This is a genomic window from Brucella rhizosphaerae, assembly GCF_002252475.1.
GTDB lineage: Bacteria > Pseudomonadota > Alphaproteobacteria > Rhizobiales > Rhizobiaceae > Brucella > Brucella rhizosphaerae.
Genome location: NZ_NNRK01000030.1, coordinates 33,612 through 59,093 on the forward strand (window position 1 = coordinate 33,612; position 25,482 = coordinate 59,093).

Here is a 25,482-nt window from a genome sequence, read left to right on the forward strand (position 1 = left end):
GGAAGGACCAGACACATGGCACTGATTGAAATTGATAAAGCCTATAAGCGTTATGGCGCACTGGAAGTGCTTTCAGGCATTTCTCTCGACATCGAGGAACATCAGGTGGTTTGCCTGATTGGCCCATCAGGTTGCGGAAAATCTACACTGCTGAGATGCATCAACCGGTTAGAAACGATCGACGAGGGTGAAATCCGCCTGCATGGGGATCGGGTCACGGGCCCGGGCGTCGATCTCGACTTGTTGCGTCGCGAGATCGGTATCGTTTTTCAGGGATACAACTTATTTCCTCATATGACGGTTATGGAGAACGTGACTTTGGCGCCGACCAGGGTTCTGGGCATGTCTCTTAAAGCAGCGGAGGAAAAGGGGCTGGCGCTGCTTGCTCGTATTGGGCTTGATCACAAGGCGAAGGAATATCCTGACCGTCTCTCCGGCGGTCAGCAGCAACGTGTGGCCATTGTGCGTGCCCTTCTGATGGACCCGACACTTCTGCTTCTGGATGAAATTACCTCAGCCCTTGATCCCGAGCTTGTGTCGGAAGTGCTTGATATTGTGCGTGACTTGGCCAAAAAAGGCATGACAATGGTGCTTGCTACTCATGAGATGGGCTTTGCCCGCGAGGTTGCAGACAAGGTCTGCTTTCTGCAAAACGGTAAAGTCTATGAGGAAGGCCCGCCTTCGCAGATTTTCGGCAATCCGCAGGGTGAACGTACGCAGGCATTTCTCAAACGCATCATAGAAGCTGGACGCCTTTAGAACACGACGAGACCGGAGATAAAAATGACTGATACGGCACGTGATTTCGGCATCGTCTGTGGCATCATGCCGACGGGTGCAAGCAACGCCATTACCGATGTGCCGGGCGTGCGTGTCGGTCATCATACTTTATGCGATGGAGACATCAATACAGGCGTTACTGCTATTGTCCCGCATGACGGGAACATGTATCGCCACAAAGTACTTGCCGCCTGCGATATTATCAACGGCTTTGGCAAAAGCACCGGTCTCCTGCAGATCGAGGAATTGGGAACTCTTGAAACTCCAATTCTTCTTACAAATACATTCGGTGTAGGGACTTGTTCTAATGCATTGATACGCCAGGCGATCGCAACCAATCCCGATATTGGCCGCACAACAGCCACTGTCAATCCAGTTGTTCTTGAATGCAATGATGGACCACTCAGTGACATTCAGGCAATGGCGGTTACGGAGGAACATGCGCGTTCGGCACTGCAAAATGCAGATTTCGAGGTTGCTCAGGGCAATGTCGGTGCCGGAACGGGCATGACTTGCTTTGGCTTCAAGGGCGGCATTGGCACATCTTCGCGCCAGTTTGACCTCGACGGGAAAACGTATCATCTGGGCGTATTGGCACTGACCAATTTCGGACGGGCGGGCGACCTGGTGTTGCCAGACGGACGCATGCCTTCGCCCAAAGCCCAGCCTCAACCGGAGAAAGGCTCGGTCATTCTCGTTTTGGCGACTGATGTTCCGTTGGAGCAACGCCAGCTAAAGCGCATCACGCGGCGTTGCGGAGCCGGGTTGGCTCGGCTTGGGGCCTTCTGGGGGCACGGCAGTGGGGACATAGCTGTTGGCTTTTCAACAGCCATAACATTTGACCACGATGAACCAAGTGATATCGTCAGCTTTACAGCACTCAACGAAAACTGCATCGATACTCTTTTCCGGGCGGCAACTGAATCCACACAAGAGGCAGTGCTCAATTCAATGTGCGCGGCCAAAGCCATGCGAGGCCGTTCCGGTAGCCGCCGCTCGCTTGCCGACTGGTTGCGCAGCGCACAGGATCAAAGTGAGATGAGTGATCAGAATTAATTGCGTTGCGCCCTGGTGGATTGAATTTGACGTTTGAATCCCGACTGATACAAATGCTGTGCCAAACGGCAAATTCGAAAAGTCCACTCGATTCATAAACTTGCTAGTGGTCCTTTTGATTTCGACATTTGTCCAACGCCTGTAACCGAGGGATGCAAATTTCGGAATCAGACCACCAGCGTTTTTCCAATCAATGGAACGATCTTTCAGCGAAGTGGTTTGTTCTTATTATCTAACGGTTTCAGGAGCATGCCACGAGATGGAAAATAAAATGACCGAAGCTTTCACGGCAGTTCCCGTCGGGATAAGTCAATTATGGGCTTTGGCAATTCAGTACGGAATGTCGTTGCTTGGCGCTATCATTTTGCTCATCGGCGGCTGGCTCATTTCGCGGTTGATAAGCCGCTGGGCCTATAGGGGCCTATCGAATGTTCGTGGGATCGATGAGACCCTCGCAGGGTTTTTCGCGAAGGTTCTCCACTACGCGCTGCTCGTTCTGGTCCTGGTAATGGTATTGGGCCAGTTCGGCGTACAGACCGCATCCATCATTGCGGCACTTGGTGCTGCCGGTTTGGCGATTGGTCTGGCTTTGCAGGGCACGCTTCAGAACATTGCCGCCGGGATTATGCTTCTTGTTTTGCGTCCATTTCGCGTGGGAGAGTATATAGAAACCGCTGCGGTCAAAGGTACTGTTTCGGACGTCGGTTTGTTCGCTACAGAACTCAAAACTGAAGACGGTCTTTACTTGATGGCTCCAAATTCCACCCTATGGAATACCCCAATCACAAACTTCAGCCGCGAACCCCAGCGGCGTCAGTTGCTTTCGATTGGTGTTGGTGCTGACACAGACATTCGGGCAGTTAAGCAGGCGATAACTGAAATTATTCAGTCCGACAAAAGAGTGTGTAGTATGCCAGCCCCCCGTGTTATGTCGGATGATCTTTCGGCTGACAAGATTACCTTGCGGATTGAATATTGGGCCATGTCACGCAGTTTTTCCGAGACGAGAAATGATATGATAGACACGCTTAAGGCCGGGTTATCTGCAAAAGGAATCCAGCTGCGATAACAGACTATTTTTCATCGTTTTAGGATGCCTGCCTGAATAAATGCACTCACAAATCGTCAGGTGAAATACCCGAGACTGGCGCAGTCAGAAGACACGAATATCCATGAACATTATAGTCGATCTTCACTGTTCCATTCACTTCTGATGCAAGAACGATTTCAATAAGCTTCGAGCCAAATCCTTTGCGCTGTGGAGCTTCTACAGGCGGACCGCCTTTTTCAACCCAGTGAAACTCAAACAGTTCTAAAAGTTGATCTTCAATCTTCCAATTCACCTCCACTGTTCCGTCAGGAACGGAAAGTGCACCATACTTTGCAGCATTAGTGGCAAGTTCGTGAAGCCCAAGCGAAAATGCCATAGCAGCGCGCGAAGAAACGACGATGGCCGGGCCTTCAATGGTGAAATGGGTTGGGCCGAAAGGTAAGAGTGCCTGTTCTACAATATGGCGGAGTTCCGCGCTTTGCCAGCCATCCGCTGTGAGAATGTCGTGCGTCCGTGCCATGGCTGCAAGCCGAGCTTCAAAAGCCTCATATGCGCTCTGTTGAGATTCCTCGCGAAACGTTTGTCTGGCAAGCGCCTGCACCGTGGCAAGAACGTTTTTGATGCGGTGCTTCATTTCTCCAAGGATAGCTTTTTGCAGGTGTTCGGATCTCTTCTTGTCGCTAATGTCATGCGCAATTTTCGAGGCGCCGATGATTTTGCCCAATCCATCCCTCACGGGGGATACGGTAAGCTGTACATCAAGACGCTTGCCATTTTTATGCAGACGCACCGTTTCGTGCGGTGCCACACGTAATCCAAGAGAGATTTTGTTCAGAATGCCATTTTCTTCATCTGCTCTGTCTGACGGCAGGAGTACGGTAACCTTTTGCCCGATAATTTCTTCTGCGTGATAGCCATAAAGCTGCTCAGCGCCATCGTTCCAGCTTAGAATGTGCATATCCAGATCTGTGCTGAGAATAGCATCATGTGAGGAAGCAACAATTGCTGCCAGCTGGCTTTCGAGCGCTTGAGCGCGCTGTTGTTCCGTGATGTCGAGAATGGTCCATATCGCTTGCGTTACGGCGCCTGCAGCGTCACGTACAGGACTGACTGAAAGACTTACAGGAATCATATAACCATTCCCGCTCATCAATCTGTGAGTTTGTACGAAACTCTCACCCAGCGAAAATAGCTTCTCCAATAAATCTTCAGTTTCCGTTCGTTCCTCGTAAGCGAGAATAGTTTGCAGATTAATTGCGAGAATTCCTGCTTCAGCGTAGCCAGTGATTTCACATAGGCGTTGATTAACTTTGATCAAATTTCCTGAGTGATCACTCAGCGCAATGCCAGCATCAGTCTGAGAGAAAAGAAGTTCCAGTCTTTCTTGATTTTCTGCCAGCAAACGTTGGGCTATGACCCTCTGTGTTGTCTCTTTTACGATACATAGGACACCCAGAGCGCCGTCTTCTGACTTGCCGATTGGCGAATAAGAAAGATCAAAATAAACCGTTTCCGGGTAACCGTAACGTTCAATATAAAAAGGGCGGTTCTGAGCTGAAAACGTTTTACCCGTGTTAAGAACGTTGGAAAGCATGGGTTCAAGATCACTCCAGAGCTCTTTCCAGTTTTCAATTGCTGGACGGCCGAAAGCCTGGGGATGTTTGTTACCGATTGTCAGGCTGTAAGCATCATTGTAGAGCGCGACGAACTCTGCTCCCCAGAAAATGACAATTTGTGCATCAGCAGGCAAAGCCAGTTCAATGGCAGCGCATAAAGCCGGATGCCAGTTCTCCATTGGTCCCAATGGACTACTCAGCCAATCACTTTTGTTAAGCAACGCTTGGCATTCTACCAATTCAGGAGAATTTGCGTCACTGCTATTTCCGGAAAGTTCTGAAGTCTCATGATCGGAGCTGCTTCGATCCGCCGTTTTACCACTCACGCTCTTCGACTCCTCCCAAATGTATTACAAGCAGTGCTTTGCTGCAGCGGTTCACATATTCATCAAAAAATGAGATTATATGATTTTGGCCGCTTCACAACTTACTGGCATCTTTCAGCTAAAAATTAAATGAACAGTTGAAAAGCACGTCATCAATGATCTTCTCATTTGCGCGGTCATTTCGAACTTTTTGCCGTTCTGAGCGTTAACAGGCACTGGATGAGGATGGGTGGGGCAAGGAGGATAGAATGGTTGCGAATGGCTTTGATCTCCGTGAGGAGAAAGATGGCACATGGTCGGTCATCGACGTTTTTAAAAATGAGCCTGTGACTTTGGAAGGGCACGAGCAAGTCAATTTGACGGAAGCCCAGGCGCGGGATTCACTCGACTATCTATGCCGTAAATATATCGAGCGGCATTCCGATCACAGTCTTCGCCGCTAAAGCCTTAGCTCCCTTTGGAGCGAAGCCAAATACGCTCCGATTGACGAGGAACAGGGCGCGCCTCAGGTTGCTTTTCTGGAGAGAAATTTATTTATCAAGGGTGACGTCAACTGGAAACATAACAGATTGCTACAACCCCGGCGATCAGAAGCCACCAAATCAAGAATGGTGCTACGGGTTTTTTTAGCTTTTTTTGGCCGCAGAAACTTTGTGTCTCGGAGAAGTCAGTAAATCTCTCAGTTTCTGTGCCATTTCTGACCGTTACCGGGCGCGTGGCCTTCATAATCATTTTTTCACCTCAACTGAGAAACCGTTGAGGCTGGAAATTGTTCCGCGATAGTTAGGCGAAGAAGTGCCGGATGCGGATCGTTCGCGATCCAATATTGCTCATTTAACCATACATGGGCTGCACTTCATCGGTATGGAAAGAGGTCCGCGTCCTCGTCTAGCTTGCCGCCTATTCGAGCAGATAGAATCTCCGCTGCAATTTTGCTAAATGTTATGCCATTTCCACCATATCCCATTGCCGCATAAACATTTGAATGTCCGGGTACCGAGCCAATCATAGGAATGCCAGGTCGGGTAGAGCCAAAAGCGGCAGCCCATCGATATTCCGGCGTGCCAATATCACAGCCAATAAGCGCACCAACTTTCTGCGCTATTATGGTGCTCTTTTGCGCCAGTTTGCGCTCGTCTAAATAAGCCTTTTCATCTTTTTCATCCTCGCCTCCAGCGATAAGGCGCCCGTTATCTGCTGTGCGGAAATAAAGATAAGGGTCCGATGCCTCCCACACGAGGTGATTTGCAAGCCAGGCGGGAAGCTGAACGCGCTTCGCGCTTGCAAAAGCCCAGGTCGAGATGATCTGATGATCCTTGTTGGCGACAGCCTTTAGGAATTCATAGCCCGTACAAAAGACCACACTGGACGCTGTGATGATTGAGCCGGTTGCAGTCGACAACGCCACTTTATCTGAGAGACTGACGAAATCCGTGATCTCGGAATTCTCAATAATTTCAACGCCGAGCTTGATAGTTGCGCGAAGAATACCGGCGGTGAGTTGGGCTGGGTTCGCTGACGCGGAGACCTCGCTTACAATCGCACCAGATCGGTCAACTTGATATTGGTCTTTTAATTGTCGCGCATCAATAAAAGTCGCGCTTATGCCGATCGCGTTTCGCGCTTGCGCTTCACGAGCCAGTGCGCGCATTCCATACTCATCACCTGCAAGATACAGAGCCTTTTTGGGCTGTAAATGGCATGAAATATTATGTTCTCGTACAAGAGAAATGAGTGATTTGACTGATTTTACGGAACGTAACCACACACGCTCTGCTGCATCTCGGTTGAGGAGTTTCCTGAGCTTGAAAAGAGGAACATCAATTTCGTGCTGGATCATGGCAGTGCTCGCCATGCTGCTACCCAGCACGGGTGCTCGACGGTCAATTATTAGGATGCTTCTCTTGCCGTCAGCAAGCGCCTGAGCAACAAGCGCGCCGCTGATGCCCGCGCCAACAATGACGACGTCGTAGTGCCGTTTGGATGGAATTGTCTTCGTTCTGACCGTTATATGCGGTGTTGTCTGCCAATAGGGCAGAGATTCCCGTAATTGCCGTTGCACTGTCGCTTTTTTCTGAACCAAAGTGAACCCGTCCTTTGAACGTGCCATGGAGTATCACAACGGTTTTGAACCCGATTGGTTCATCCAGCCGAGCTTTGCCTCAATAATGGGGAAATAGCTGCTGCAGCGTCCAGTTATTGACGCACGTCGAACGGTGCGATGACCTGACGAAGAAAGTCGATGAGTTTGCTTGCAGCCAGAGATCTTGGGTGATTTTTGGGCGTAAGAAGCCAGAGATCAATCGTTGTTTCTGGAACGATACGTCGTCTAATCAGCGTATCGGGTGCGAAATCCAAACCGACAAAAGAGGGAACGATTGAAACACCCACGCCACTGGCTACAAAACAGCAAGCAGTTTCGGACAGCGGGACTTCGATGCGGTTTTTCTTTTGGACACCTTTGATCTGGAAAGCGCGATCAATCGTCATCAGTGAACAGTCGTCGCGAGCCAGAGAGATGAATGGGTCGCTGCTCAAGTCTTCAAGATCAATGACGGCTTTGTCCGCCAGTGGGTGACCTGCAGGCAATACACAAACCATTTCAAAACGTATGAGACGCTCGGCTTCGACATTGGGGTTTTCGAAGGGCAATACACTCAGACCGATATCGACTTGCTGTGCCGCGACAAGATCAATAATGCGCGGGGAGGGCAGACTACGCATGGTAAAATGGATATCGGGCTGATCCGCAAGCAAAGGTGCCAGAGATTGGGCCAGAAACCGGGTGGTCAGGGCAGGCGGCGCCACAAGGGTTATCTCACCCCACTCCTGATTGCGTACAGCATCGGCCAGTCGCGCAACACGCGCGGTGCCTGAAAACATCTTGGCAACCTCAGTGGCAAGCATACGTGCTTCAAGTGTCGGTGTAAGACGTCCGTTTGTTCGAACAAACAGCTGGAAGCCGCACGCATCCGAGAAACTGCGCAGCAGCTTGCTGACGGCTGGCTGCGATATTCGCATTCGTTCCGCAGCATGTGTTACCGATCCGGTTTCGATTGTGTTGTGGAATGCTTCCAGCTGGCGGATGTTCATATAGATACTCTCATCAGGAATCGACAATATGAGTTTTGGTTATAATGATAGGATAATTTGATATTTGACAATTATGTCCCGGCTCGCTTTTCTCCTTGAAAACAAGACGGACTGATCGCTGACGCGATTTGCTCCAAAAAAGGGGAATGAGCATGACATTGGTCCGTACTTCGGCCTTGGCCGCCACACTGGGTTCGGCCCTTGTGGCTTTGACACTTTCGACAACAGCCCATGCGGGTATCTTGTCGGTCTGCGTCGAAGGTTCGCCAGAGATATTTAATCCACAACTGAGCAGCAACGGCACCACGTCCAACGTTCTCGGCAATATTTACGATAATCTGGTATCGGTGAAGGCGACCAGCTCCGATATTGAGCCGTCGCTTGCCGAAAGCTGGGCAGTTTCGGACGACGGACGGTCCTATACATTTAAACTTCGCAAAGGCGTGAAGTGGCAATCCAATGCCGGATTTACGCCGAGCCGGGATTTCAACGCTGATGACGTGGTCTTCACATTTGACCGGATGATGAAGGCGGACAATCCCTATGCGAAGATAAATGGCGGCAACTATGTCACGTTCAACACCAAGCTTGCCGATATTCTGCAAGCAGTGAAAAAGATCGATGATTACACCGTCACTTTTACGTTGAAGGAGCCGCTGGCCCCTTTTATCGGAATTATGGCGCACCAATCGCTGGCTATCACTTCAGCGGAATACGCGGATACTTTGTTAAAAGCCGGAACGCCTCAAGCGTTTGATATGGAGCCCGTTGGGACCGGTCCTTTTGCGCTGCAGGCCTATCAGCAGGATGCTATCGTAAGGCTTATACCGTTCAAAGAGACATGGGGTGCAGCTATCGGCGACAAGAGCCGCACGCCAATGGTCGATGCGCTTATCATGGCAATCAGTACGGATGCATCAGTTCGGCTGCAGCGTGCTTTGGCGGGTGAATGTCAGATAGCACTCTACCCCAATCTGGCTGATCGCGAGATGATCGAGAAAAGTGACACACTTGATCTCAGACAAACCCCGGTGGCGTCGACCGGGTTCATTGATTTCAATTTTCGCGATGAAAAGTTTCAGGACAAGCGCGTGCGAACAGCTCTCGCTGAAGCGATCAACGTGCCAGCGCTTGTCGATGCAGTCTATAGCGGCATGGGTGTAGCTACAGGAGCGCTCATCCCTCCTGTCTTATGGGGGCATGCCAAGGACTTGCCGCCACACGAATATAATCCAGAGAAGGCCAGGGACCTTCTGAAGGAGGCAGGCTATCCAGATGGGTTTTCGACGCAGGTATGGGCTGTTCCTGTTTACCGACCCTACATGCCAAATGGCCGTCGCGCGGCAGAAATGATCCAGGCAGACTGGGCAAAGATTGGCGTTAAGGCTGAAATCGTGACCTATGAATGGGGCGAGTATGTTCAGCGCGCCCGGGCAGGCGAAGCCCCGGTTGCTATGTTTGGCGGCATTTATGACTTCCCGGACCCAAGTCAGATTCCCAATAATTATTTCATCTGCGATTCCGAAGGCAAGCCAAGCCCATCCAATGTGGGCGCCTGGTGTGACAAGGAATTTATCAGCCTGATGAATGAAGCCGGACGTGTTAGCGACAAGGAAAAACGCATCGAACTTTACGAGAAGGCGCAGAAACGGTTCCATGAGGAAGCGCCTGCGGTCATTCTCGGTGGAGCCGATACGCTGACAACGGTCAGCAAGAATGTGAAGGGCTTTGAGCCCGCTATCTTCGGTACGAGCCGGTTTTCCGGCGTGACGGTTGATTAGATTTAAATTTTGGTGGCTCCCGGACAGTTCTGTCGGGAATCGCTTGAAATTGCGCATTTGCATGGGAGCGAATATGAAAGTTCTGATTATCGGTGCGGGTATACTTGGTGCAAGCACCGCCTACCATCTCGCCCGGAAGGGTATCGATGTTGAAATTATTGATGCCCAGCATGAAGGTAAAGCCACGCTTGCTGGAGCAGGCATCGTGTGCCCATGGGCAACCAAGCTCGAGGACGGCGCTTTTTACGACATGTATGCCGCCGGTGCTGCCTATTATGCAACATTGGTGGAAGGTCTTAAATCCTTTGGCGAAACTGACCTGGGCTACGGCAAGGTTGGCGCATTAGTCGTTGCGGAAGACAGGCAGGAATTTGACGCTGCAGCTCAACGCATTGCTCATCGCGTTGCAAATGTTCCAGAAGCGGGCGTGGTTGAACATTTAAACTCGGCAGCAGCACGCGCAAAATTTCCACCTTTGCGAGAGGGGATGGAAGCAATATTCATTCCTGGCGCTGCTCGTGTGGATGCCCGGTTGCTGGCAGCAGCCATGTTGCGCGCCGCCGTATCTCTTGGCGCTAAAGTCAGACAGGACCGTGTTACGCTCTCCTTGAGAGAAGGAAAGCCGGTCTGCATTGCCAGCGACGGCACTTTGTTTGAGGCCGATGAAATCGTTGTGACGGCTGGGGCATGGGCGTCACAGATTCTAGACCCGCTTGGTCTTAGCCATCCAGTCGAGCCGCAGAAAGGGCAGATCATTCATCTCCGTCTGCCGGGCGTTCAGACTTCGAACTGGCCGGTGCTTCTGCCGATGGGGAGCCATTATCTGTTGGCTTTTGACGATTCCCGTGTGGTTATCGGCGCAACGCGTGAGGACAATTCTGGTTTTGATTACCGTGTGACGGCAGGCGGTGAAGCTGAAGTGCTCAATGCCGGGCTCGCAGTGGCGCCGGGGCTCGCTAACGCAACGCATATCGAGACGCGGATTGGCTTCCGTCCGACATCCAGGAACGCGAAGCCCATTCTGGGTCGTGTTCCGGGTATTGCCGGACTTACCGTGGGAAATGGACTTGGTGCCGCAGGGCTCACCATAGGACCATTTGCTGGCAAGCTGCTGGCGGATTTGCTGACCGATGCACCACTTGGCATCGATCTTGGAGTTTATGCGCCAGCGTAACATCCTCACTACCCAATAAATGAACCTGTAAGAGAGGTATAGTCATGGTAACTCGTTACCGGAAGCATCGCATCATGCATGCAGCAGTTGAACATAACGGTTTGATCTTTGTGGGCGGTCATGCGGCAACCGACATTTCGCTCGGCATGAAAGAACAGACGCAACAGATATGCGTCAAGCTGGACGGAGTCCTGGCGGAGTGTGGTTCTGATAAAACGCAGCTTGTCTCTGCCCGCATATATCTGAGTGACATGACAAAAAAGGAAGAAATGAACGAAGCCTGGCTTGAATGGCTCGACGGGGATGATCTGCCTTCCCGCGCTACCATAGGAGTGGCTGATCTTGGCGATCCGAAGCGGTTGATTGAAGTCGTGGTCGTTGCAGCAAGAAATTAAAATCAGTGATAAATCCGCCGATGATTTCGGCGGATTTTTATCTGGCACCTCTTATCACCGGCGCTGCACGGCGAGGCCTTAATGGTTTTTCAGAAGCTGCCGCGGTGTGATGTGAAATTGACGCCGAAAGGCGGTCGTAAAATTCTCTGGGCTTGAGTAGCCAGCAAGGATACTGGCCGTCGAAATACTGACTTCTCTCGACACCAAAGCCTCATAAGCGCTCTCGAGCCTTATTTTACGGATGTATTCGAAAACACTTGAGCCTTCACAAATTTGAAACAGATGTTGAAGTCCGCTCGCATTAATGCCTGCTGCGCGCGCAATAATGGGTACATTTAACGAAGTCGCCAGATTGGCAGTAATGAACTCTTTTGCACGCGCAAGGCGTAAGCCATCCTGCCGTGTTAACAGGCGACTGGTTGAATCGTCGGGTGATGTCTGGGTAATAGCTGAAAGCGCCTCGGCGATAATCTCAACCGCGCGGCTTTCCAGAAACAACTTTCGCAAAGATGGCGTCAAAGGTGAGGGCGCTACGATCTGATGAAGCAGTTCTATTGCGCGAGGCATTACGGTCCAGCGTTGGCTGGCGAGATGATTGTTGAAAAACTTTGGACTTGTGCCGCTCGCCTCAAGGCCTTCCATGTCGAGCCATTCCGGTGATGCTGTGACCACCAGATGCCGCAGTCTTTGACTTCCGCAGGATCTGCGTTGAAAACTCTCGGGGCGGGCATTCATAATTGCAGTTCCCTCGACAATGCCCATCCGGGCACCTTCGAAATGAAATGCCTTGTCACCCATTTTCATGTCCACGGCACCATCAAGAAAAAAGATGCAAGACAGGCCGGCAGATAAATGGGAGGTCGCTGTGAATGGCCGTTCTTCAAGAGCATCACTCACATGCAGGAAAAGGCCGCTGCGCAATTCCTGATGAATGAACTGGCCCTCAATTAGTGTATCCTCTGGTGAAAGCGTATCGTCTGGGCTGTCCAGTGTGACGCCTTGACGTTGCAGAAAATCGCAGACCCGCAGTTTTGTGGTTCCGGGTTTCATTGTTGGATTTTGTGATGTCTCGGGCGCGCTCATGTAAAAAGTCTTTCAGGTGCCGTTGAGGCTTTCATGATTTCAAGCCGTGAGACGACTGTGAATATCGTCAATGTTGCCCCCGGTATTTCTGCACAGAAGCTTCCAGAGCTCTTTGCGCCTTTGACAAAGATTTTTCTGTTTCTGCCAAAGCTTGGCTACTTGCAGACAGGATCATCCATTGCGTAATCGTATATTAATATGAATTTGTAGGTCAAGTTTAATTCGGTCGACTATATGAGTTGGCTGAAATTGAACGATCTGTCATCGCATCAGAGGGATGGGGCTTTCGTGAAGTATGTAATCGTCTGGCAGTGGGGCACCCGTAAAGGATCGAACGGAATATGCGCCCGGCTTGCGTCCCTCCTCATCATTTCAACAGTGATCGGGATTCATTCATCTGGATCAGCATTATCTCAGGAACAGACAGCCAGCCCGACGGTACTTGGCACCATCACGATCAATGGAGATGGTGAAAGTCCTGTTGGGCCGGATAATTCAGTTGTAGCCAAACGCAGTAAGGCTGCCTCTAAAACCAATACATCGCTGTTGGAAACGCCTCAGGCTGTGAGTGTTGTGACCCGCCAGCAGATGGATGATCAAGGCGCTGACACAGTTCCACAGGCTTTGCGGTACACCCCCGGAGTTCTCTCTGAAGCAAACGGTTACGACATACGATATGACTGGATTCATATCCGTGGCTACAACACCTATGGCACAATTTGGATGGACGGCCTTGCGCTTCCGGGGGATCCGAGCAGCTATGCAACGCCGAGCGTGAATCCCTACGCGCTCGAAAGAATTGAAGTAATCAAAGGGCCAGCCTCCGTGCTTTATGGACGCACGATGCCTGGCGGTCTTGTGAATTACGTGAGCAAGCGTCCGCAGGCGACACCCCGTAATGAGGTCGTAATTGGCACATCTGCCTTTGGCGGCATCCAGACCTCGGTGGATTCAACCGGCCCAGTTACGAAAGATGGTGATTGGCAATACCGGTTTGTGGGTCAATGGCGCAATATGCATACACAGATTGATCAGGAACGTGATCGTGCTCTGATGTTTGCACCGAGCCTGACCTGGAGCCCATCCACAGACACCTCGCTGACGCTATCTGGTTATTACCAGCGTGACCGGGCAATCTTCAATCCGCGGTTCTATCCTGCAGTGGGGACATTGCTTCCCAATCCACATGGCCAGATACCGCGTGATCTCTATCTGGGTGATCCGGAAGCGAATGAGTTCAATCGGGATTTCTACACGCTTGGCTATGAGTTTTCCCATGACTTCAATGAAACCTGGAGCATCAGACAGAACCTGCGCTATAGCCGATCTACACAAGACATGTTTCTCGTTCTGGTCAATCCTGCTTTCGCCTATCAGCCAGACGGACATACGCTTAATCGGGCGTCAGGCGCATCTGACGATACGTTGACATCGTTTAGCGTCGATACCCAGGCCGAAGCACGTTTCAATACTGGCGAACTTGATCACACGATGCTTTTCGGCCTCGAATATCTGCGCGCGACTTCTGACCGCAATTTCGGCAACATGACTGCGGGCGTGCCTCCGATTGACTACCTCAATCCTGTGTATGGTGGTGTATCTATTCCCTATCCCGCCTATACGACTTCTGCATTGCAGAAGCAGCAACAGGTCGGGGTCTATGTGCAGGATCAAATACGTTATGACCGCTGGGTCGGCACCCTGGGACTGCGTTACGACCGCTCGGAAATTTCGACCTATAACCGTCGGGCGAAGCCAGACAAAGCGTTTGTTGAGAACAGAGAAGGCCAGATTTCAGGGCGTGCCGGACTGACCTATCTGTTTGATAACGGCTTTGCTCCCTATGTGAGCTATTCGACGACATTCACGCCTTTGCTTGGTGTTGATGCGTTCGATCAGCCCTACAAAGCCCAGAGAGCCGGACAGTTCGAGGTGGGGCTGAAATATGAACCGGTCGGCACCAATGCCATGATTGCCGTTTCATTCTACAATCTCGATATTAAAAACGCCCTGACGCCATTTCTCACGACTGGTATACAGACTGGCTATATCCAGTCTGGAAAGCAACGGGTTCGTGGCATCGAGATTGAAGGCAAATACGAACTGACACGCGAGATTGAACTCCTTGGGTCCTATGCATACTCGGATTCAGAGGTCCTGGAATCCAATCTGGCGGTTGAACGAGGCCGTGAAATCCTCCGCTTGCCAGAACATCAGGCAAATGTCTGGGTCAAATACAGCCCTATCTGGGCGGCTGGTCTTTCCGTCAGTGCAGGCGTGCGCGGCTGGTCTTCATATCAGACTGACAGCAAATATCTGGATAAACTACGTATTCCCGGACAAACGTTGGTTGATCTAGGTGTCGAAGTTGATTTCGGTCAAGTCAAAAGGGAGCTTGACGGCATGACACTACGCGTTAATGCGACCAATCTGTTTGATCGGAAATATGTCTCGCATTGTCTTAACGACACGGGCGGCAGCTGCAACTACGGAGCAGGACGTGCGGTCAACGCCAGCCTGAAATACAGCTGGTGATACAGTTCCGCGTCACTGCCCAAGCAACTTGCACCCGAATAATGATCGTCATTGGCGTTCTGTCAATTGGTCTTTTGACCGGCTTTGCGGGAGGCGTTCGACAGGCCGAGGCCCAGATTGTTATCGAAGATGCGGCCGGGCGGCATGTCCGGTTGGAAGCTCCGGCGAAACGAATTGTTTTCAATGAAAGCCTGCTTCTTCTGTCATTGTCCCTGATCGATAGTGATCCGATTTCAAGGATTGCAGGCTGGGCTAATCCGCAGAGGATAGACAGAGGAATGTATGCCGCCTTCCGTCAACGCTTCCCTGAGATCGACAATATCCCGACGGTTGGCGCTTTACAGCCAGCTGATACTTCGGTCGAAAGCATCCTCAGCGCTTCGCCTGATCTTTTTGTGATCAATCAGTGGCAGGCGGGCTGGGAGAATACGGTCGCTTTGCTCGACGCGGCGGGAATACCTGTGATCTTTCTTGACGGGCCGGTCAATGACAAGCGGGACCCTTTGGAAGCAATGGCGTTTTCCATCGAGCTGCTTGGCAAGACGGTTGGACGTGACACTCAAGCGGCGGAATATACTGAGTTCGTGAGATCGCATTATAGGGCGATTACTGAGCGATTGAAGAATGTTGCAGATCGCCCAAAGGTGCTGGTCGATGGTTTTGCGAATGCCACATGCTGCTCGACGCCCGGACGAAACAATCGCATGACACAAAATATTGCTTTGGCGGGCGCTGTGAGTATCGGGGCAGATGCCGTCTCGGGCTATGAGGGTAAGCTAAATCCGGAATATGTGCTTGAAACCGACCCGCAAGTGTATATCGCTACGGGTGCGCCAAATCTTTCGGCGGAAACGAGTTTGATTGTGGGAGGTGGGGTTTCCCGAGAAACTGCGCTTGCCTCACTTCGCAATGTCGTTCTCAACAGTGTCCGCAGCAATCTTACGGCGGTACGAGAAAAGCGCGCTTTCGGGATATCCCATCAGCTGTCAATTTCAGCGCTTAATGTTCTTATTTTCGAGTGCTTTGCTAAATGGGCGCATCCCGGAATTTTTGCGGACATTGATCCCGATGCAACGCTTGCAGAGATCAATCGGCGTTTCATGGCGGTGCCGATAGAGGGAACCTTCTGGATCAGCCTTGATGGCGAAATGTCAGAAAGCCAGCCTGCAGCACGGTAAACACCTGCCCATCAGATTTGCAGTGAGATTGACACGCATAAAAGTGTCCGAATTTTTGTTGTAAAATAATCTTATGGTGCCCGCCGTGCCACCTAATTGTGCTTAGTCGTCCCTATTCCAAATGCCATCACCGCCATCGATATGACCAGTATTGTGATTGGCCGCGTTGCCGCCATTCCACATCTTGTTAGCGAGCTACTGCCATCTGAAGCACGCCTTAGACGATGCCTGGGGATCAAGCGGCCTCACATTATCGAGAGATATTTTCTGGAAATATGAAGACGTCAATATGAAAGGGGGTTACCTCTTTGAAGCAACCTTCTTCTTTGTTTCCAGGTAGCTAAACACGAAATACTAATAATATAATTATGTAATAAACTAATGTAAGATATAATATTCGCACATTATAAACTATAGAAGTGTGTATTGTTTTCTGATAAATACGAATCTGAACTCAGATAGATTATATATTTCTACATCTTAATAATAATATATCTACTTTAACGATATTAATACTTCATGAGGCCGAATGACCGACATCGCTTTGAATGATCGTTTCCATCGCGCAGCCATAAACAACACTTCCGTGCCTTCCACACTGACGGTGGCGATAGGGAGTGGCGTAGGGCTGCAAGTCCTGTTCGAGGCGGCTTGATGCGAAGCTGATTCAAACGGCATTGGGTTTTTCGCCTGTGCAGAACTGCATAACTTGAACGCATGGTCTGAATACGTAGCGATGGCGCCAGTAGGCTGTCTCTCACGCATTCAGGAGAAAACTATTCCGGTTCAAAACTTGAAAGGGCTTGTTTTGCCTGACAACGCTAAGAGTATCTGCTCACCACGCGCTCCAACTATTCAACATAGCTATATGCGGCGGCTATCTGTTTGTCCTGTCGCTATCGCGAAGGGTGAGCAGCCGCTCATGATCCTGATGGATTGGCGCAATGCAAGTGCGCTGCTTTTCTTCAGACAGTCGTCGACCTTCGCCCAGGCTGCTTTCAAAAATGATTCATTGGATGGCTCGCGTGCGGGAACTCTGGACAGAGATGGAGCACGCAATCTGACGAGTGCAGATGCAGCCCTGACTGATTGCGGCAATGCTCGCGGCAATCGCCCAGTTGCCAGCGTAATCACCGCCGAAACCCACTTGGCACAACGCCATTACTATTCAGACAGCAGGTCCTGCTCGATTATCACTTTTTAGGATGACCTTTATGACTTCAAATCTTCGTTTCAACAGACCAATTTCACCTGCTTGTCATACAAAGCAGTTCGACATCTTTACAAAATCAAAATTCTTGCTTCGACAATCGGTTTCGCCGTTGCAGCTTATGCGAAACTCGATGCTTGTGTTGACGATGAGTGGAGCAATTGCAGTCTCGTTGCCAAACTCTGCAAGGAGTCAAATCATCAGCACAACAGGTCAGGTGACACCAACGCCGCCTATGCCGAACGTTACCAACTGGAAGCTGAATGAGGGGATTATTGTCGGTAATACAGGCGTCGGTACTTTAACGCTGAATAATGCGAGTATCAGTCACACTTCTATGCCCCCCGGTTCAGTTATAAATCCTATTACGCTTTACATAGGCGTTGGCGCGGATGCTGATGGAACCGTGAATGTAACGGGTCCATTGGCCACTGTCGATCTTGTCGTCCCATCACTGAATAATGCGGCGGTGATCGTTGGAGGCGATGGTAAGGGTGAGTTAAACATTTCAGGTGGAGCTAGATTTTACAGTATTAGCGATAATATTGTGGGGCAAGGCAGTACCGGAAACGGCACGATAAATATATCCGGAGCCAACTCACGCTTAGCAGGATCATTAAACCTGTTTATAGGATACAGCGGCAAGGGCGAACTCAACATAACCAATGGTGGTGGAATATATTCACTGGATACAGACTTTATTAGTAATTCTGTCGGTTTATTTGTCGGGGAGAATGAAGGATCTGTTGGCTCTGTAATGGTGAGCGGAATAGGCTCCCTGTTTAACTCAGGGGATATGAATGATACGTATGTTTCTCAAAACATAGGCGGATTCGGCACAGGGTCTATCACTATCAGTGATGGCGGCGTGATGACGATCTCTTCTGTTTCCACGAGTGTCGGTTACGGTACGACAGGCAAGGGAGATGTTCTTGTTACTGGAGCAGGTTCAGTCTGGAGTATTTATGGGGGTCCTGCCAATGCCCCCTCCTCGGTTGCAATCGGAAGTAGTGGAACAGGAACTTTGACAATTTCCGACCGCGCTACAGTTAATGTTGCGACAATCAATATTGCACGTCGGGTAGGCTCAGTCGGCGCTGTCAGTATCGGTTCTGCCGCAGGTGAGGCAGCTGTTGCGGCGGGCACGTTGAATTCTGATGCTATTAATTTTGGTGCAGGTACTGGCACACTCAACTTCAACTATACGGATGCTGCATATGGTCTGTCGGCCGCGATTTCCGGTTCTGGTACAATCAATCAGCTAACCGGTATTACAACGCTGACAGGTGATGGATCGGGCTTCACCGGCACGACGAATGTCACAGCCGGCACTTTGCAGATTGGCGGTGGCGGTACGACCGGCTCGCTGAATGGCAGCATCATCAATGATACCCATGTGATCTTCAACCGCTCCGATGCCGCGGAATATACCGGTGCGCTCAGCGGTGCAGGCGATTTGCGCAAGCTCGGCGGAGGTGCTCTCACCATGAGTGGTGACAGCGGCGTCTTCACTGGTCTCACAGGTGTTGAAGGCGGCAGCCTATTCGTCAGCGGCACACTCGGTAATGCAAATTCCGGTGCTGTAACGGTTGCTGCTGGCGCCAGTCTGGCTGGTACGGGCACAATCGGCGGCGTCACCACGATTGCTAATGGTGGCACTCTGATCGGTAAGCAAGGCTCTGTGCTGACTTTCCAGAATAATCTGACCTTATCCGGCACAAGTGTTGTTGATGCCTCTCTCGGTCAGGCGCCAAATGCTGTCGGATTGTTCAAAGTCAATGGCGACTTAACGCTTGGTGGCAGCTTGAATGTCACGGACATTGGTGATTTCGGGCCGGGTTTGTATCGCATTTTTGATTATACAGGCACACTTCAGGGCGTCGACACTCTTACGCTGGGCACTGTTCCCATCGGTACCAATAAAGATGCTATGGCTGTTCAGACGGACACAGCTAATCAGGTCAATCTCTTCTACACAGCTGTCGTCGCCTATAATAGCTGGGATGGTGGTATTGCTGGCGATCACGATAATGGCAAAGTTGATGGCGGCGATGGCATTTGGAATGCTGTAAACAACAATTGGACAATTGTAAGCGGAGCTACAAACGGTGTATGGGCTGACGGCAATTATGCATTGTTTACCAATAAGTCCGGCACTGTAACTCTTGATGACACTGACGGCGCTTTGACAGCCCAGGGCCTGGTATTTTCCGTTGATGGTTATGTTCTGAATGACGGAAGTCTCACTCTTACTGGCGCTAATGCCCCAACTATCCGCGTGGGGGATGGCACACCAGAAGGTGCTGCTATGACAGCTACAATCGGCTCAGAATTGCTTGGCACCCAAGGCCTCAAGAAAATTGATTACGGTACATTGGTTCTGACAGGTGAGAATACCTACACCGGCGGTACAACAGTAAGCGAAGGCATCGTGCAGCTTGGCGATGGCAGCACGTCGGGCAGTATTCTCGGCGATGTTTTGGTAGACAAAGATCAGTATGGTCACGGTACACTCGCCTTCAACCGCTCGGATGATGTGACTTTTGATGGTGCCATTAGTGGCGAAGGTGCTGTTGTTCAGCGTGGTGAAGGGACCACGACCTTTGCGGGTGATAACAGCTTCTCCGGTGGGTTGAGCGTTGAGAAAGGTATAGCGCAGGCTGGTATTGCTGATACGGCATTTGGTACTGGCATGGTGGCGATCGGGTCGGGTGCAAAGCTTGATCTGGCGAACTTCAATGAGACAATCGGCGGACTTGCAGGCGGGACTGTGGGCGACGGTGATATTACACTCGGGTCAGGCACGCTTACCCTCAATCAGACGCAGCATGATGACTTCTCAGGCGTGATCTCCGGCACAGGTGGCCTCACACTCAGTCAGACCAGCACCAGCTCTCTGACACTTTACGGCGCAAACACCTATTCGGGTGATACCAACGTTGCCGGTGCAAAACTCATTCAGGGTGCACAGGATGCCTTCAGCGGAGCATCGGCCTATTCGGTGGCTGATGGCTCGGCCATTGATCTGGGTGGGTTCTCCACCAATATGGCAGCGCTTTCCAACAATGGTACTGTTGATTTTGGCGGCACCGGTGGAACCGTGCTGAACATAGCTGGTAATTACACCGGCAATGGCGGCACGCTTGCGATCAATACGGTGTTGGCCAACGATAATGCCGTGAGTGACAGGCTTCAGGTGGGTGGCAACACATCAGGAACCACGAAGGTTCAGGTCACCAATCGTGGTGGTCTTGGTGCTCAGACGGTCAACGGCATCAAGGTGGTTGATGTGAACGGTCAGTCGAATGGCACGTTTACATTGAATGGCGATTACACCACCAAGGATGGACAGCAGGCGATTATGACCTCGTCGGCCTATGCCTATACGCTGCAGAAGAACAGTAAGGCGGGCCCCAATGATGGCAACTGGTATCTGGTTAGCCAGAACACCAAGCCAAATCTGACCAACCCGACAGATCCAACCAATCCTACAAACCCGACGAACCCAACAGATCCGACTGACCCGACTACGCCAACGGGTCCGCGTTACAGTGCGGCAGCGCCCATCTATGAATCCTATACCGCAACGCTTCAGGCGCTCAATCATCTGTCGACCTTGCAACAGCGGGTGGGGGATCGCTATCTGGGCCAGCAGACAACAAAATCTACAACACAGACGGACTCCACCAGCAATGCTGCGATCTGGGGTCGTGTCGAAGGCGCGCATAACCGGCTGGAAAGCGGTTCGACGGCAGGTGATCTGCATCAGGACATCAATACCTTCATCATGCAAGCCGGTGTTGACGGTCAGTTCTTCGAGAACGAGAACGGCAAGCTCATTGCCGGCATCACCGGGCAATATGGCAATGCGCATTCCAGCATCGACAATCTGACCGGCGATGGCAGCGGTGAGATCAATACTCAGGGCTGGGGTATTGGAGCAATCGCTACCTGGTATGGAACGTCCGGTTTCTATCTTGATGCTCAGGCGCAGGCCAACTGGTATGACAGCAATCTTGATGTCGATGCAGTCAACCGGTCGCTTGTCAATGGCAACAAGGGCTTTGGCTATGCACTAAGCCTTGAAGCGGGCCAGCGCTTTGCCATGGACCAGAACTGGTCGCTGACCCCGCAGGCCCAGCTCTCCTGGTCGTCTGTTGATTTTGACACCTTTACCGATAGTTATGGTGCGCGCATTTCCAATCATGACGGCGACAGCCTGATCGGGCGACTGGGACTGGCTGCAAGCTATGCTAACCGCTTCGCAGGCTCCGACGGTCGTGCAGTCTCTACCTCGGTCTATGGCATTGCCAATCTCTATCAGGAGTTCTCAGGCAATGCGCGGATGAACTATGCCGGCACTCCTCTTGCAAACGACAATGACAAGACCTGGGGCGGGATCGGTGCTGGTGGCACCTATGCCTGGGCCGACGACAAATACGCGCTCGTTGGCGAAGGCTCAGTCAACACATCGCTTAACAACTTCGCCGACAGCTACACCCTCAAAGCAACCATCGGCTTCAGAACAAAATGGTGAGAAGGCCGACATAACGGTCACTTGAACTCAACAGAGCGGAAAGCCACAAAGCAAACACCAGAGCCTCACAAACCCATGGACCCATAACAGGGCCATGGGTTTGGGCACATGGGTTTGGATACACAAAGACGGACATTCGATATCCCGAATTGAATCGCGCTGCTTCATCTGTCTGATAACAATTGAACTTATTGTACATAAGATAGCCTCAATCTTTCTTTCATACCTGAGGCATGAAACCGCGGACGCGATTATACAGAATGAGCAGTAAAGATGCCCCATCCGATACTTAGTATCAGTATGAGGTAGATATTGCTGGTGTTGGGAGACCGCTCCACACTCATATTGATTTGAACGATACGCGTCCTTCGAGTTCAGCTGCTGCTTCCTTGCGCTCACTGTAACGGTCGGTCAGATGGTCTGAGATGCCTCGTGTCAGAAGCGTGAATTTCATGACTTCTTCCATAACGTCGACGACGCGGTCGTAGAAAGAAGAAGGCTTCATCCGACCGGCATCGTCGAATTCCTGCCATGCCCTGGCAACCGATGATTGATTGGGAATTGTTATCATACGCATCCAACGGCCCAGAATGCGCATTTGATTGAGGGCGTTAAAGCTCTGCGATCCACCAGAAACCTGCATTAATGCCAGCGTCCGGCCTTGTGTCGGACGTACAGCCCCACCTGGCAATGGAATCCAATCTATTTGCGATTTCATGACCGCGCTCATGGCGCCATGTCGTTCAGGACTGGTCCAGACCTGACCTTCAGACCATAGCATAGCTTCGCGTAGTTCCTTAACCTTGGGATGATCGGGCGAGCCGTCATCTGGCAGGGGGAGTCCATTGGCGTGAAACACGTATGTTTCCGCACCCATGGCATCAAGCAGGCGCTGTGCTTCAAGCGTCAGAAAACGGCTGTAAGACCGCTCCCGCAGAGAGCCATAGAGGAGCAGGATACGCGGCTTATGGATTGGAAAGTCGGTGTGCAGTGCATCTAAATCAGGAAGAGCAAATGAGTTCTGAGCGAGGTTCGGCAAGTCCATATCAGCGAGACCCTCTTTCGTATGTGATTTGTTTTCCGTCTTCTTTGGTGAATAACGAAGCAGGATTCTCCAGAATTTCGAGAACCAGTTCTGACGGACGGCAAAGTCTGGTGCCAAGTGTAGTTTCAACGATTGGCCGATTGATCAGGATAGGAGAGGCAATCATGAAGTTGATCAGCTCGCTATCCGTCCAATTCGGATTGGACAGCTCCAGCTCCGCATAGGGCGTTCCCTTTTCGCGAAGCAGTTGGCGGGGTGCCATTTGCATTGCCGCTAACAGTTCGACCAGTCTTGCCCGCGAGGGCGGATTCTGCACATATTCGATTACGACAGGTTCTTCACCGCTGGCCCTGATCATAGCTAGGGTATTGCGAGATGTGCCGCATTCGGGATTGTGAAAAATTGTAACGGTCATGGTTTTTTCCCTGTGTCGGAAGCTGGCTTTTGATTGACACCGAACTCGTACCAGCCCTTGGAACGGTTCACGATCCAGACAACTGAGAGCATGACAGGGACTTCGACGAGAACGCCGACGACTGTTGCAAGTGCTGCACCGGACGAGAAGCCAAACAGGCTAATTGCGGCTGCGACAGCAAGTTCAAAGAAATTCGATGCGCCAATCAGTGCGGATGGGCCAGCGACGCAATGTTGTTCACCAACGGCCCGGTTCAGAATGTAAGCGAGGCCGGAGTTAAAGTAGACCTGAATAAGGATAGGCACTGCCAGCAATCCAATGATCATTGGTTGCGCGATGATCTGCTCTCCCTGAAAGCCGAACAACAAAACCAATGTGGCGAGGAGAGCCACAAGGGAAATTGGCTGGAGAACTCTTGATAGCCCATTCAGGGACGGTTGACCGCCGCCTGTCAGAAGGCTTCGTCGAAGGATTTGTGCGACAGTCACAGGTATGAGGATATACAGGACAACCGAAATTATGAGCGTGTCCCAAGGTACCGTAATAGCGGATAGGCCTAGCAGCAGTCCTACAATCGGTGCGAACGCTATGACCATGATTGAATTGTTAAGCGCTACCTGAGACAACGTAAAATGTGGTTCACCCTTTGTCAGATTGGACCAGACAAAGACCATAGCCGTGCAAGGCGCTGCCGCAAGAATGATAAGGCCAGCGATATATGAATCGATCTGGTCAGCTGGCAGGTAAGGTCGAAACAGCCACCCGATAAAAAGCCAGCCGAGAAGAGCCATCGAAAATGGCTTCACAGCCCAGTTAATAAACAGCGTGACGCCAATTCCCCGCCAGTGCTCTGTAATCTGTTTCAGTGCACTGAAGTCGATCTTCAACAACATGGGTATAATCATCATCCAGATAAGCACAGCTACCGGAATGTTGACATTCGCCACTTCTGCAGATCCAAGCATGTGGAAAAATTCTGGAAAAACATGCCCCAGGGTAACACCGGCTACGATGCAGAGCGCCACCCAGACAGTTAGATATCTTTCGAAGATAGGCATCAGCTGTTCTCCGATTTCGAATAGGTGTTACCTGCCATGGCGCCAATCTCTTTCTGTTTAATTTGAAGCGCCATGTGGTCTATCGCAGTAAGGTTCTGCGTCGGGCGGCCACATGTTTCTGCTTCCTTGATTGCGAGAGGATGAACGTCTCTCTTTGGTTGATATCCTGCCGACTGGGCGCGGAAGCACCCTTCACTGTTTGTATTCAGGAGCATTTCGCCCAAAACTGAGCGAGCGGAATTGCCCGCGCGCAAGAAGAGCACGTTATAAACTTGATATGTCATCGTATCTGCTCGTTAGAGGAGAGCGGGAACCACTGGCGTCGCGGTCATTGCTTGGCGGACTCTGGCTCGCAACACGGCATTAAATCTTTGATGAGTGGAGCGCAGAGCTGGACGTTGCCACCACAACAATCCTTGATCATGAAAAGAGTCAGTTCTCGAAACTGATCAAGATCGGCGCGATATATGATTGATCGGCTTTGGCGTTCACTCTTTACAAGACCTGAGCGTGACAAAGTAGCTAAATGCGCAGACATCGTATTCTGTGGAATATCCAGCATGCGCGCAAGTGCACCGGCGGGAATACCATCAGGTTCGTGCTTCACCAGCAGTCGAAAAGTATCAAGCCTTGTAGACTGGGCGAGGGCTGCAAGAGCAGAAATTGCTGTTTCATTTTCCATATATCCAGAATAATGGATATATGGAAAATGTCAACTCGCCTTCTCGTTCAGTTGGCCCCCACGAAACTAATGGAAGCCGAATTCTGCTTAACACCAGTTCCTGTAATGAAAATGGCCCACTGAGCGTACAGCTATGATTTTAACATGGTAGTTGGCCAGATATGATAGTGCCGAAATGCCAGCACGGGTGCGCTTAGCGTCGCTCTCAAATCGCAACCTTCAGTACATCCTCCGCCACACGAAGACCTGTACTTGCGCATATGCCCGGTTCTTTATGAATAACTTTTGGCAGTTTATGTAATGCAAGATTGGCTGATAAAAGCAGATAATCCATATTCTGCCTGGTTAATTTCTATTAAATTAAGTATAAGCAATTCATTGCATTTTAATTTACGAATATAATATATAGTTCAGTTAACAGAATTGTTAATCACTATATGTACAATAGCAGCATATAGTGTCATGAA

The 25,482-nt window shown here is 50.8% G+C and carries 21 protein-coding genes; 12 read left to right on the top strand and 9 right to left on the bottom strand.

Annotated features, from left to right (window positions below):
- The first annotated feature begins 15 nt into the window (after nt 1-15).
- From CEV32_RS14970 to CEV32_RS14980, 3 genes are all read left to right on the top strand, one after another.
- Complete coding sequence (locus tag CEV32_RS14970) at nt 16-759, top strand: amino acid ABC transporter ATP-binding protein (protein WP_094577932.1); 744 nt, start codon at nt 16-18, stop codon at nt 757-759.
- 24 nt (nt 760-783) lie between these two features.
- Nucleotides 784-1,836, top strand: a complete 1,053-nt coding sequence (locus CEV32_RS14975) for a DmpA family aminopeptidase (RefSeq protein WP_094577933.1) — start codon at nt 784-786, stop codon at nt 1,834-1,836.
- A gap of 259 nt (nt 1,837-2,095) precedes the next feature.
- On the top strand, nt 2,096-2,905 hold the full coding sequence (locus CEV32_RS14980) for a mechanosensitive ion channel family protein (protein ID WP_094577934.1): 810 nt from the start codon (nt 2,096-2,098) through the stop codon (nt 2,903-2,905).
- Nucleotides 2,906-2,951: 46 nt separating this feature from the next.
- Here the strand turns inward: CEV32_RS14980 and CEV32_RS14985 are convergent, their stop codons facing one another.
- Complete coding sequence (locus CEV32_RS14985) at nt 2,952-4,829, bottom strand: sensor histidine kinase (RefSeq protein WP_235818832.1); 1,878 nt, start codon at nt 4,827-4,829, stop codon at nt 2,952-2,954.
- Nucleotides 4,830-5,077: 248 nt separating this feature from the next.
- Between CEV32_RS14985 and CEV32_RS14990 the strand changes: the two genes are divergently transcribed.
- Nucleotides 5,078-5,272 (top strand): hypothetical protein, encoded by a 195-nt coding sequence (locus CEV32_RS14990; RefSeq protein WP_094577936.1) that lies wholly within the window; start codon nt 5,078-5,080, stop codon nt 5,270-5,272.
- Between the two features lie 413 nt (nt 5,273-5,685).
- Here the strand turns inward: CEV32_RS14990 and CEV32_RS14995 are convergent, their stop codons facing one another.
- Together CEV32_RS14995 and CEV32_RS15000 are read right to left on the bottom strand one after the other, a co-directional pair.
- Nucleotides 5,686-6,939, bottom strand: coding sequence for an NAD(P)/FAD-dependent oxidoreductase (locus CEV32_RS14995; RefSeq protein ID WP_374883585.1), 1,254 nt, complete (start codon nt 6,937-6,939; stop codon nt 5,686-5,688).
- Between the two features lie 86 nt (nt 6,940-7,025).
- On the bottom strand, nt 7,026-7,922 hold the full coding sequence (locus CEV32_RS15000; protein ID WP_094577937.1) for a LysR substrate-binding domain-containing protein: 897 nt from the start codon (nt 7,920-7,922) through the stop codon (nt 7,026-7,028).
- A gap of 152 nt (nt 7,923-8,074) precedes the next feature.
- On the opposite strand from CEV32_RS15000, the gene CEV32_RS15005 reads away from it, so the two are divergent.
- The 3 genes from CEV32_RS15005 (at nt 8,075) to CEV32_RS15015 (ending at nt 11,272) form a co-directional block, all read left to right on the top strand.
- Nucleotides 8,075-9,703 (top strand): ABC transporter substrate-binding protein, encoded by a 1,629-nt coding sequence (locus CEV32_RS15005; RefSeq protein ID WP_094577938.1) that lies wholly within the window; start codon nt 8,075-8,077, stop codon nt 9,701-9,703.
- 73 nt (nt 9,704-9,776) lie between these two features.
- Nucleotides 9,777-10,877, top strand: a complete 1,101-nt coding sequence (locus tag CEV32_RS15010) for an NAD(P)/FAD-dependent oxidoreductase (RefSeq protein WP_094577953.1) — start codon at nt 9,777-9,779, stop codon at nt 10,875-10,877.
- 74 nt (nt 10,878-10,951) lie between these two features.
- Nucleotides 10,952-11,272 (top strand): RidA family protein, encoded by a 321-nt coding sequence (locus CEV32_RS15015; protein WP_374883582.1) that lies wholly within the window; start codon nt 10,952-10,954, stop codon nt 11,270-11,272.
- A gap of 78 nt (nt 11,273-11,350) precedes the next feature.
- Here CEV32_RS15015 and CEV32_RS15020 read toward each other — a convergent pair whose 3' ends face one another.
- Nucleotides 11,351-12,322: a helix-turn-helix domain-containing protein gene (locus tag CEV32_RS15020; protein ID WP_167382807.1), complete on the bottom strand. Its 972-nt coding sequence runs from the start codon at nt 12,320-12,322 to the stop codon at nt 11,351-11,353.
- Nucleotides 12,323-12,388: 66 nt separating this feature from the next.
- On the opposite strand from CEV32_RS15020, the gene CEV32_RS23715 reads away from it, so the two are divergent.
- The 5 genes from CEV32_RS23715 (at nt 12,389) to CEV32_RS15040 (ending at nt 21,815) form a co-directional block, all read left to right on the top strand.
- Nucleotides 12,389-12,541, top strand: a complete 153-nt coding sequence (locus CEV32_RS23715; RefSeq protein ID WP_167382808.1) for a hypothetical protein — start codon at nt 12,389-12,391, stop codon at nt 12,539-12,541.
- Nucleotides 12,542-12,589: 48 nt separating this feature from the next.
- The gene (locus CEV32_RS15025) at nt 12,590-14,890 is read left to right on the top strand and encodes a TonB-dependent siderophore receptor (RefSeq protein WP_094577941.1); all 2,301 of its coding nucleotides are present in this window, start codon (nt 12,590-12,592) and stop codon (nt 14,888-14,890) included.
- A gap of 41 nt (nt 14,891-14,931) precedes the next feature.
- Nucleotides 14,932-16,068, top strand: a complete 1,137-nt coding sequence (locus CEV32_RS15030) for an ABC transporter substrate-binding protein (protein ID WP_094577942.1) — start codon at nt 14,932-14,934, stop codon at nt 16,066-16,068.
- Between the two features lie 868 nt (nt 16,069-16,936).
- A complete protein-coding gene (locus CEV32_RS15035) occupies nt 16,937-17,272 on the top strand; it encodes a hypothetical protein (protein ID WP_143128835.1) in 336 nt (111 codons plus the stop codon).
- Nucleotides 17,273-17,411: 139 nt separating this feature from the next.
- On the top strand, nt 17,412-21,815 hold the full coding sequence (locus CEV32_RS15040) for an autotransporter outer membrane beta-barrel domain-containing protein (protein WP_167382809.1): 4,404 nt from the start codon (nt 17,412-17,414) through the stop codon (nt 21,813-21,815).
- A gap of 340 nt (nt 21,816-22,155) precedes the next feature.
- Here CEV32_RS15040 and arsH read toward each other — a convergent pair whose 3' ends face one another.
- Genes arsH through CEV32_RS15065 form a run of 5 tightly spaced genes read right to left on the bottom strand, consistent with a single transcriptional unit; the run spans nt 22,156 to nt 25,015 of the window.
- A complete protein-coding gene (gene arsH, locus CEV32_RS15045) occupies nt 22,156-22,860 on the bottom strand; it encodes an arsenical resistance protein ArsH (protein WP_094577945.1) in 705 nt (234 codons plus the stop codon).
- 1 nt (nt 22,861) lies between these two features.
- On the bottom strand, nt 22,862-23,275 hold the full coding sequence (gene arsC / locus CEV32_RS15050) for an arsenate reductase (glutaredoxin) (RefSeq protein WP_094577946.1): 414 nt from the start codon (nt 23,273-23,275) through the stop codon (nt 22,862-22,864).
- Nucleotides 23,272-24,333, bottom strand: a complete 1,062-nt coding sequence (gene arsB, locus CEV32_RS15055) for an ACR3 family arsenite efflux transporter (protein WP_094577947.1) — start codon at nt 24,331-24,333, stop codon at nt 23,272-23,274. Before arsB ends, arsC begins: the two co-directional genes overlap by 4 nt.
- Complete coding sequence (locus tag CEV32_RS15060) at nt 24,333-24,617, bottom strand: low molecular weight phosphatase family protein (protein WP_094577948.1); 285 nt, start codon at nt 24,615-24,617, stop codon at nt 24,333-24,335. The genes arsB and CEV32_RS15060 overlap by 1 nt, the downstream gene beginning before the upstream one ends.
- 44 nt (nt 24,618-24,661) lie before the next feature.
- Nucleotides 24,662-25,015 (bottom strand): ArsR/SmtB family transcription factor, encoded by a 354-nt coding sequence (locus CEV32_RS15065; protein WP_094577949.1) that lies wholly within the window; start codon nt 25,013-25,015, stop codon nt 24,662-24,664.
- Nucleotides 25,016-25,482: the final 467 nt, after the last annotated feature.

Bases quoted from the DNA above. Each gene is read 5' to 3' on its own strand.
- CEV32_RS15030 (WP_094577942.1), top strand. From the start codon at position 14,932: ATGATCGTCATTGGCGTTCTGTCAATTGGTCTTTTGACCGGCTTTGCG.
- CEV32_RS14970 (WP_094577932.1), top strand. From the start codon at position 16: ATGGCACTGATTGAAATTGATAAAGCCTATAAGCGTTATGGCGCACTG.
- CEV32_RS15000 (WP_094577937.1), bottom strand. From the start codon at position 7,922: ATGAACATCCGCCAGCTGGAAGCATTCCACAACACAATCGAAACCGGA.
- arsB (WP_094577947.1), bottom strand. From the start codon at position 24,333: ATGCCTATCTTCGAAAGATATCTAACTGTCTGGGTGGCGCTCTGCATC.
- CEV32_RS15010 (WP_094577953.1), top strand. From the start codon at position 9,777: ATGAAAGTTCTGATTATCGGTGCGGGTATACTTGGTGCAAGCACCGCC.
- CEV32_RS15040 (WP_167382809.1), top strand. From the start codon at position 17,412: ATGCTTGTGTTGACGATGAGTGGAGCAATTGCAGTCTCGTTGCCAAAC.
- CEV32_RS14995 (WP_374883585.1), bottom strand. From the start codon at position 6,939: ATGGCACGTTCAAAGGACGGGTTCACTTTGGTTCAGAAAAAAGCGACA.
- CEV32_RS15020 (WP_167382807.1), bottom strand. From the start codon at position 12,322: ATGAAACCCGGAACCACAAAACTGCGGGTCTGCGATTTTCTGCAACGT.
- CEV32_RS15065 (WP_094577949.1), bottom strand. From the start codon at position 25,015: ATGGAAAATGAAACAGCAATTTCTGCTCTTGCAGCCCTCGCCCAGTCT.
- CEV32_RS15060 (WP_094577948.1), bottom strand. From the start codon at position 24,617: ATGACATATCAAGTTTATAACGTGCTCTTCTTGCGCGCGGGCAATTCC.
- CEV32_RS23715 (WP_167382808.1), top strand. From the start codon at position 12,389: ATGATTTCAAGCCGTGAGACGACTGTGAATATCGTCAATGTTGCCCCC.
- arsH (WP_094577945.1), bottom strand. From the start codon at position 22,860: ATGGACTTGCCGAACCTCGCTCAGAACTCATTTGCTCTTCCTGATTTA.
- CEV32_RS15025 (WP_094577941.1), top strand. From the start codon at position 12,590: ATGAGTTGGCTGAAATTGAACGATCTGTCATCGCATCAGAGGGATGGG.
- CEV32_RS15005 (WP_094577938.1), top strand. From the start codon at position 8,075: ATGACATTGGTCCGTACTTCGGCCTTGGCCGCCACACTGGGTTCGGCC.
- CEV32_RS15015 (WP_374883582.1), top strand. From the start codon at position 10,952: ATGCATGCAGCAGTTGAACATAACGGTTTGATCTTTGTGGGCGGTCAT.
- CEV32_RS14980 (WP_094577934.1), top strand. From the start codon at position 2,096: ATGGAAAATAAAATGACCGAAGCTTTCACGGCAGTTCCCGTCGGGATA.
- CEV32_RS14990 (WP_094577936.1), top strand. From the start codon at position 5,078: ATGGTTGCGAATGGCTTTGATCTCCGTGAGGAGAAAGATGGCACATGG.
- arsC (WP_094577946.1), bottom strand. From the start codon at position 23,275: ATGACCGTTACAATTTTTCACAATCCCGAATGCGGCACATCTCGCAAT.
- CEV32_RS14975 (WP_094577933.1), top strand. From the start codon at position 784: ATGACTGATACGGCACGTGATTTCGGCATCGTCTGTGGCATCATGCCG.
- CEV32_RS15035 (WP_143128835.1), top strand. From the start codon at position 16,937: ATGCGGCGGCTATCTGTTTGTCCTGTCGCTATCGCGAAGGGTGAGCAG.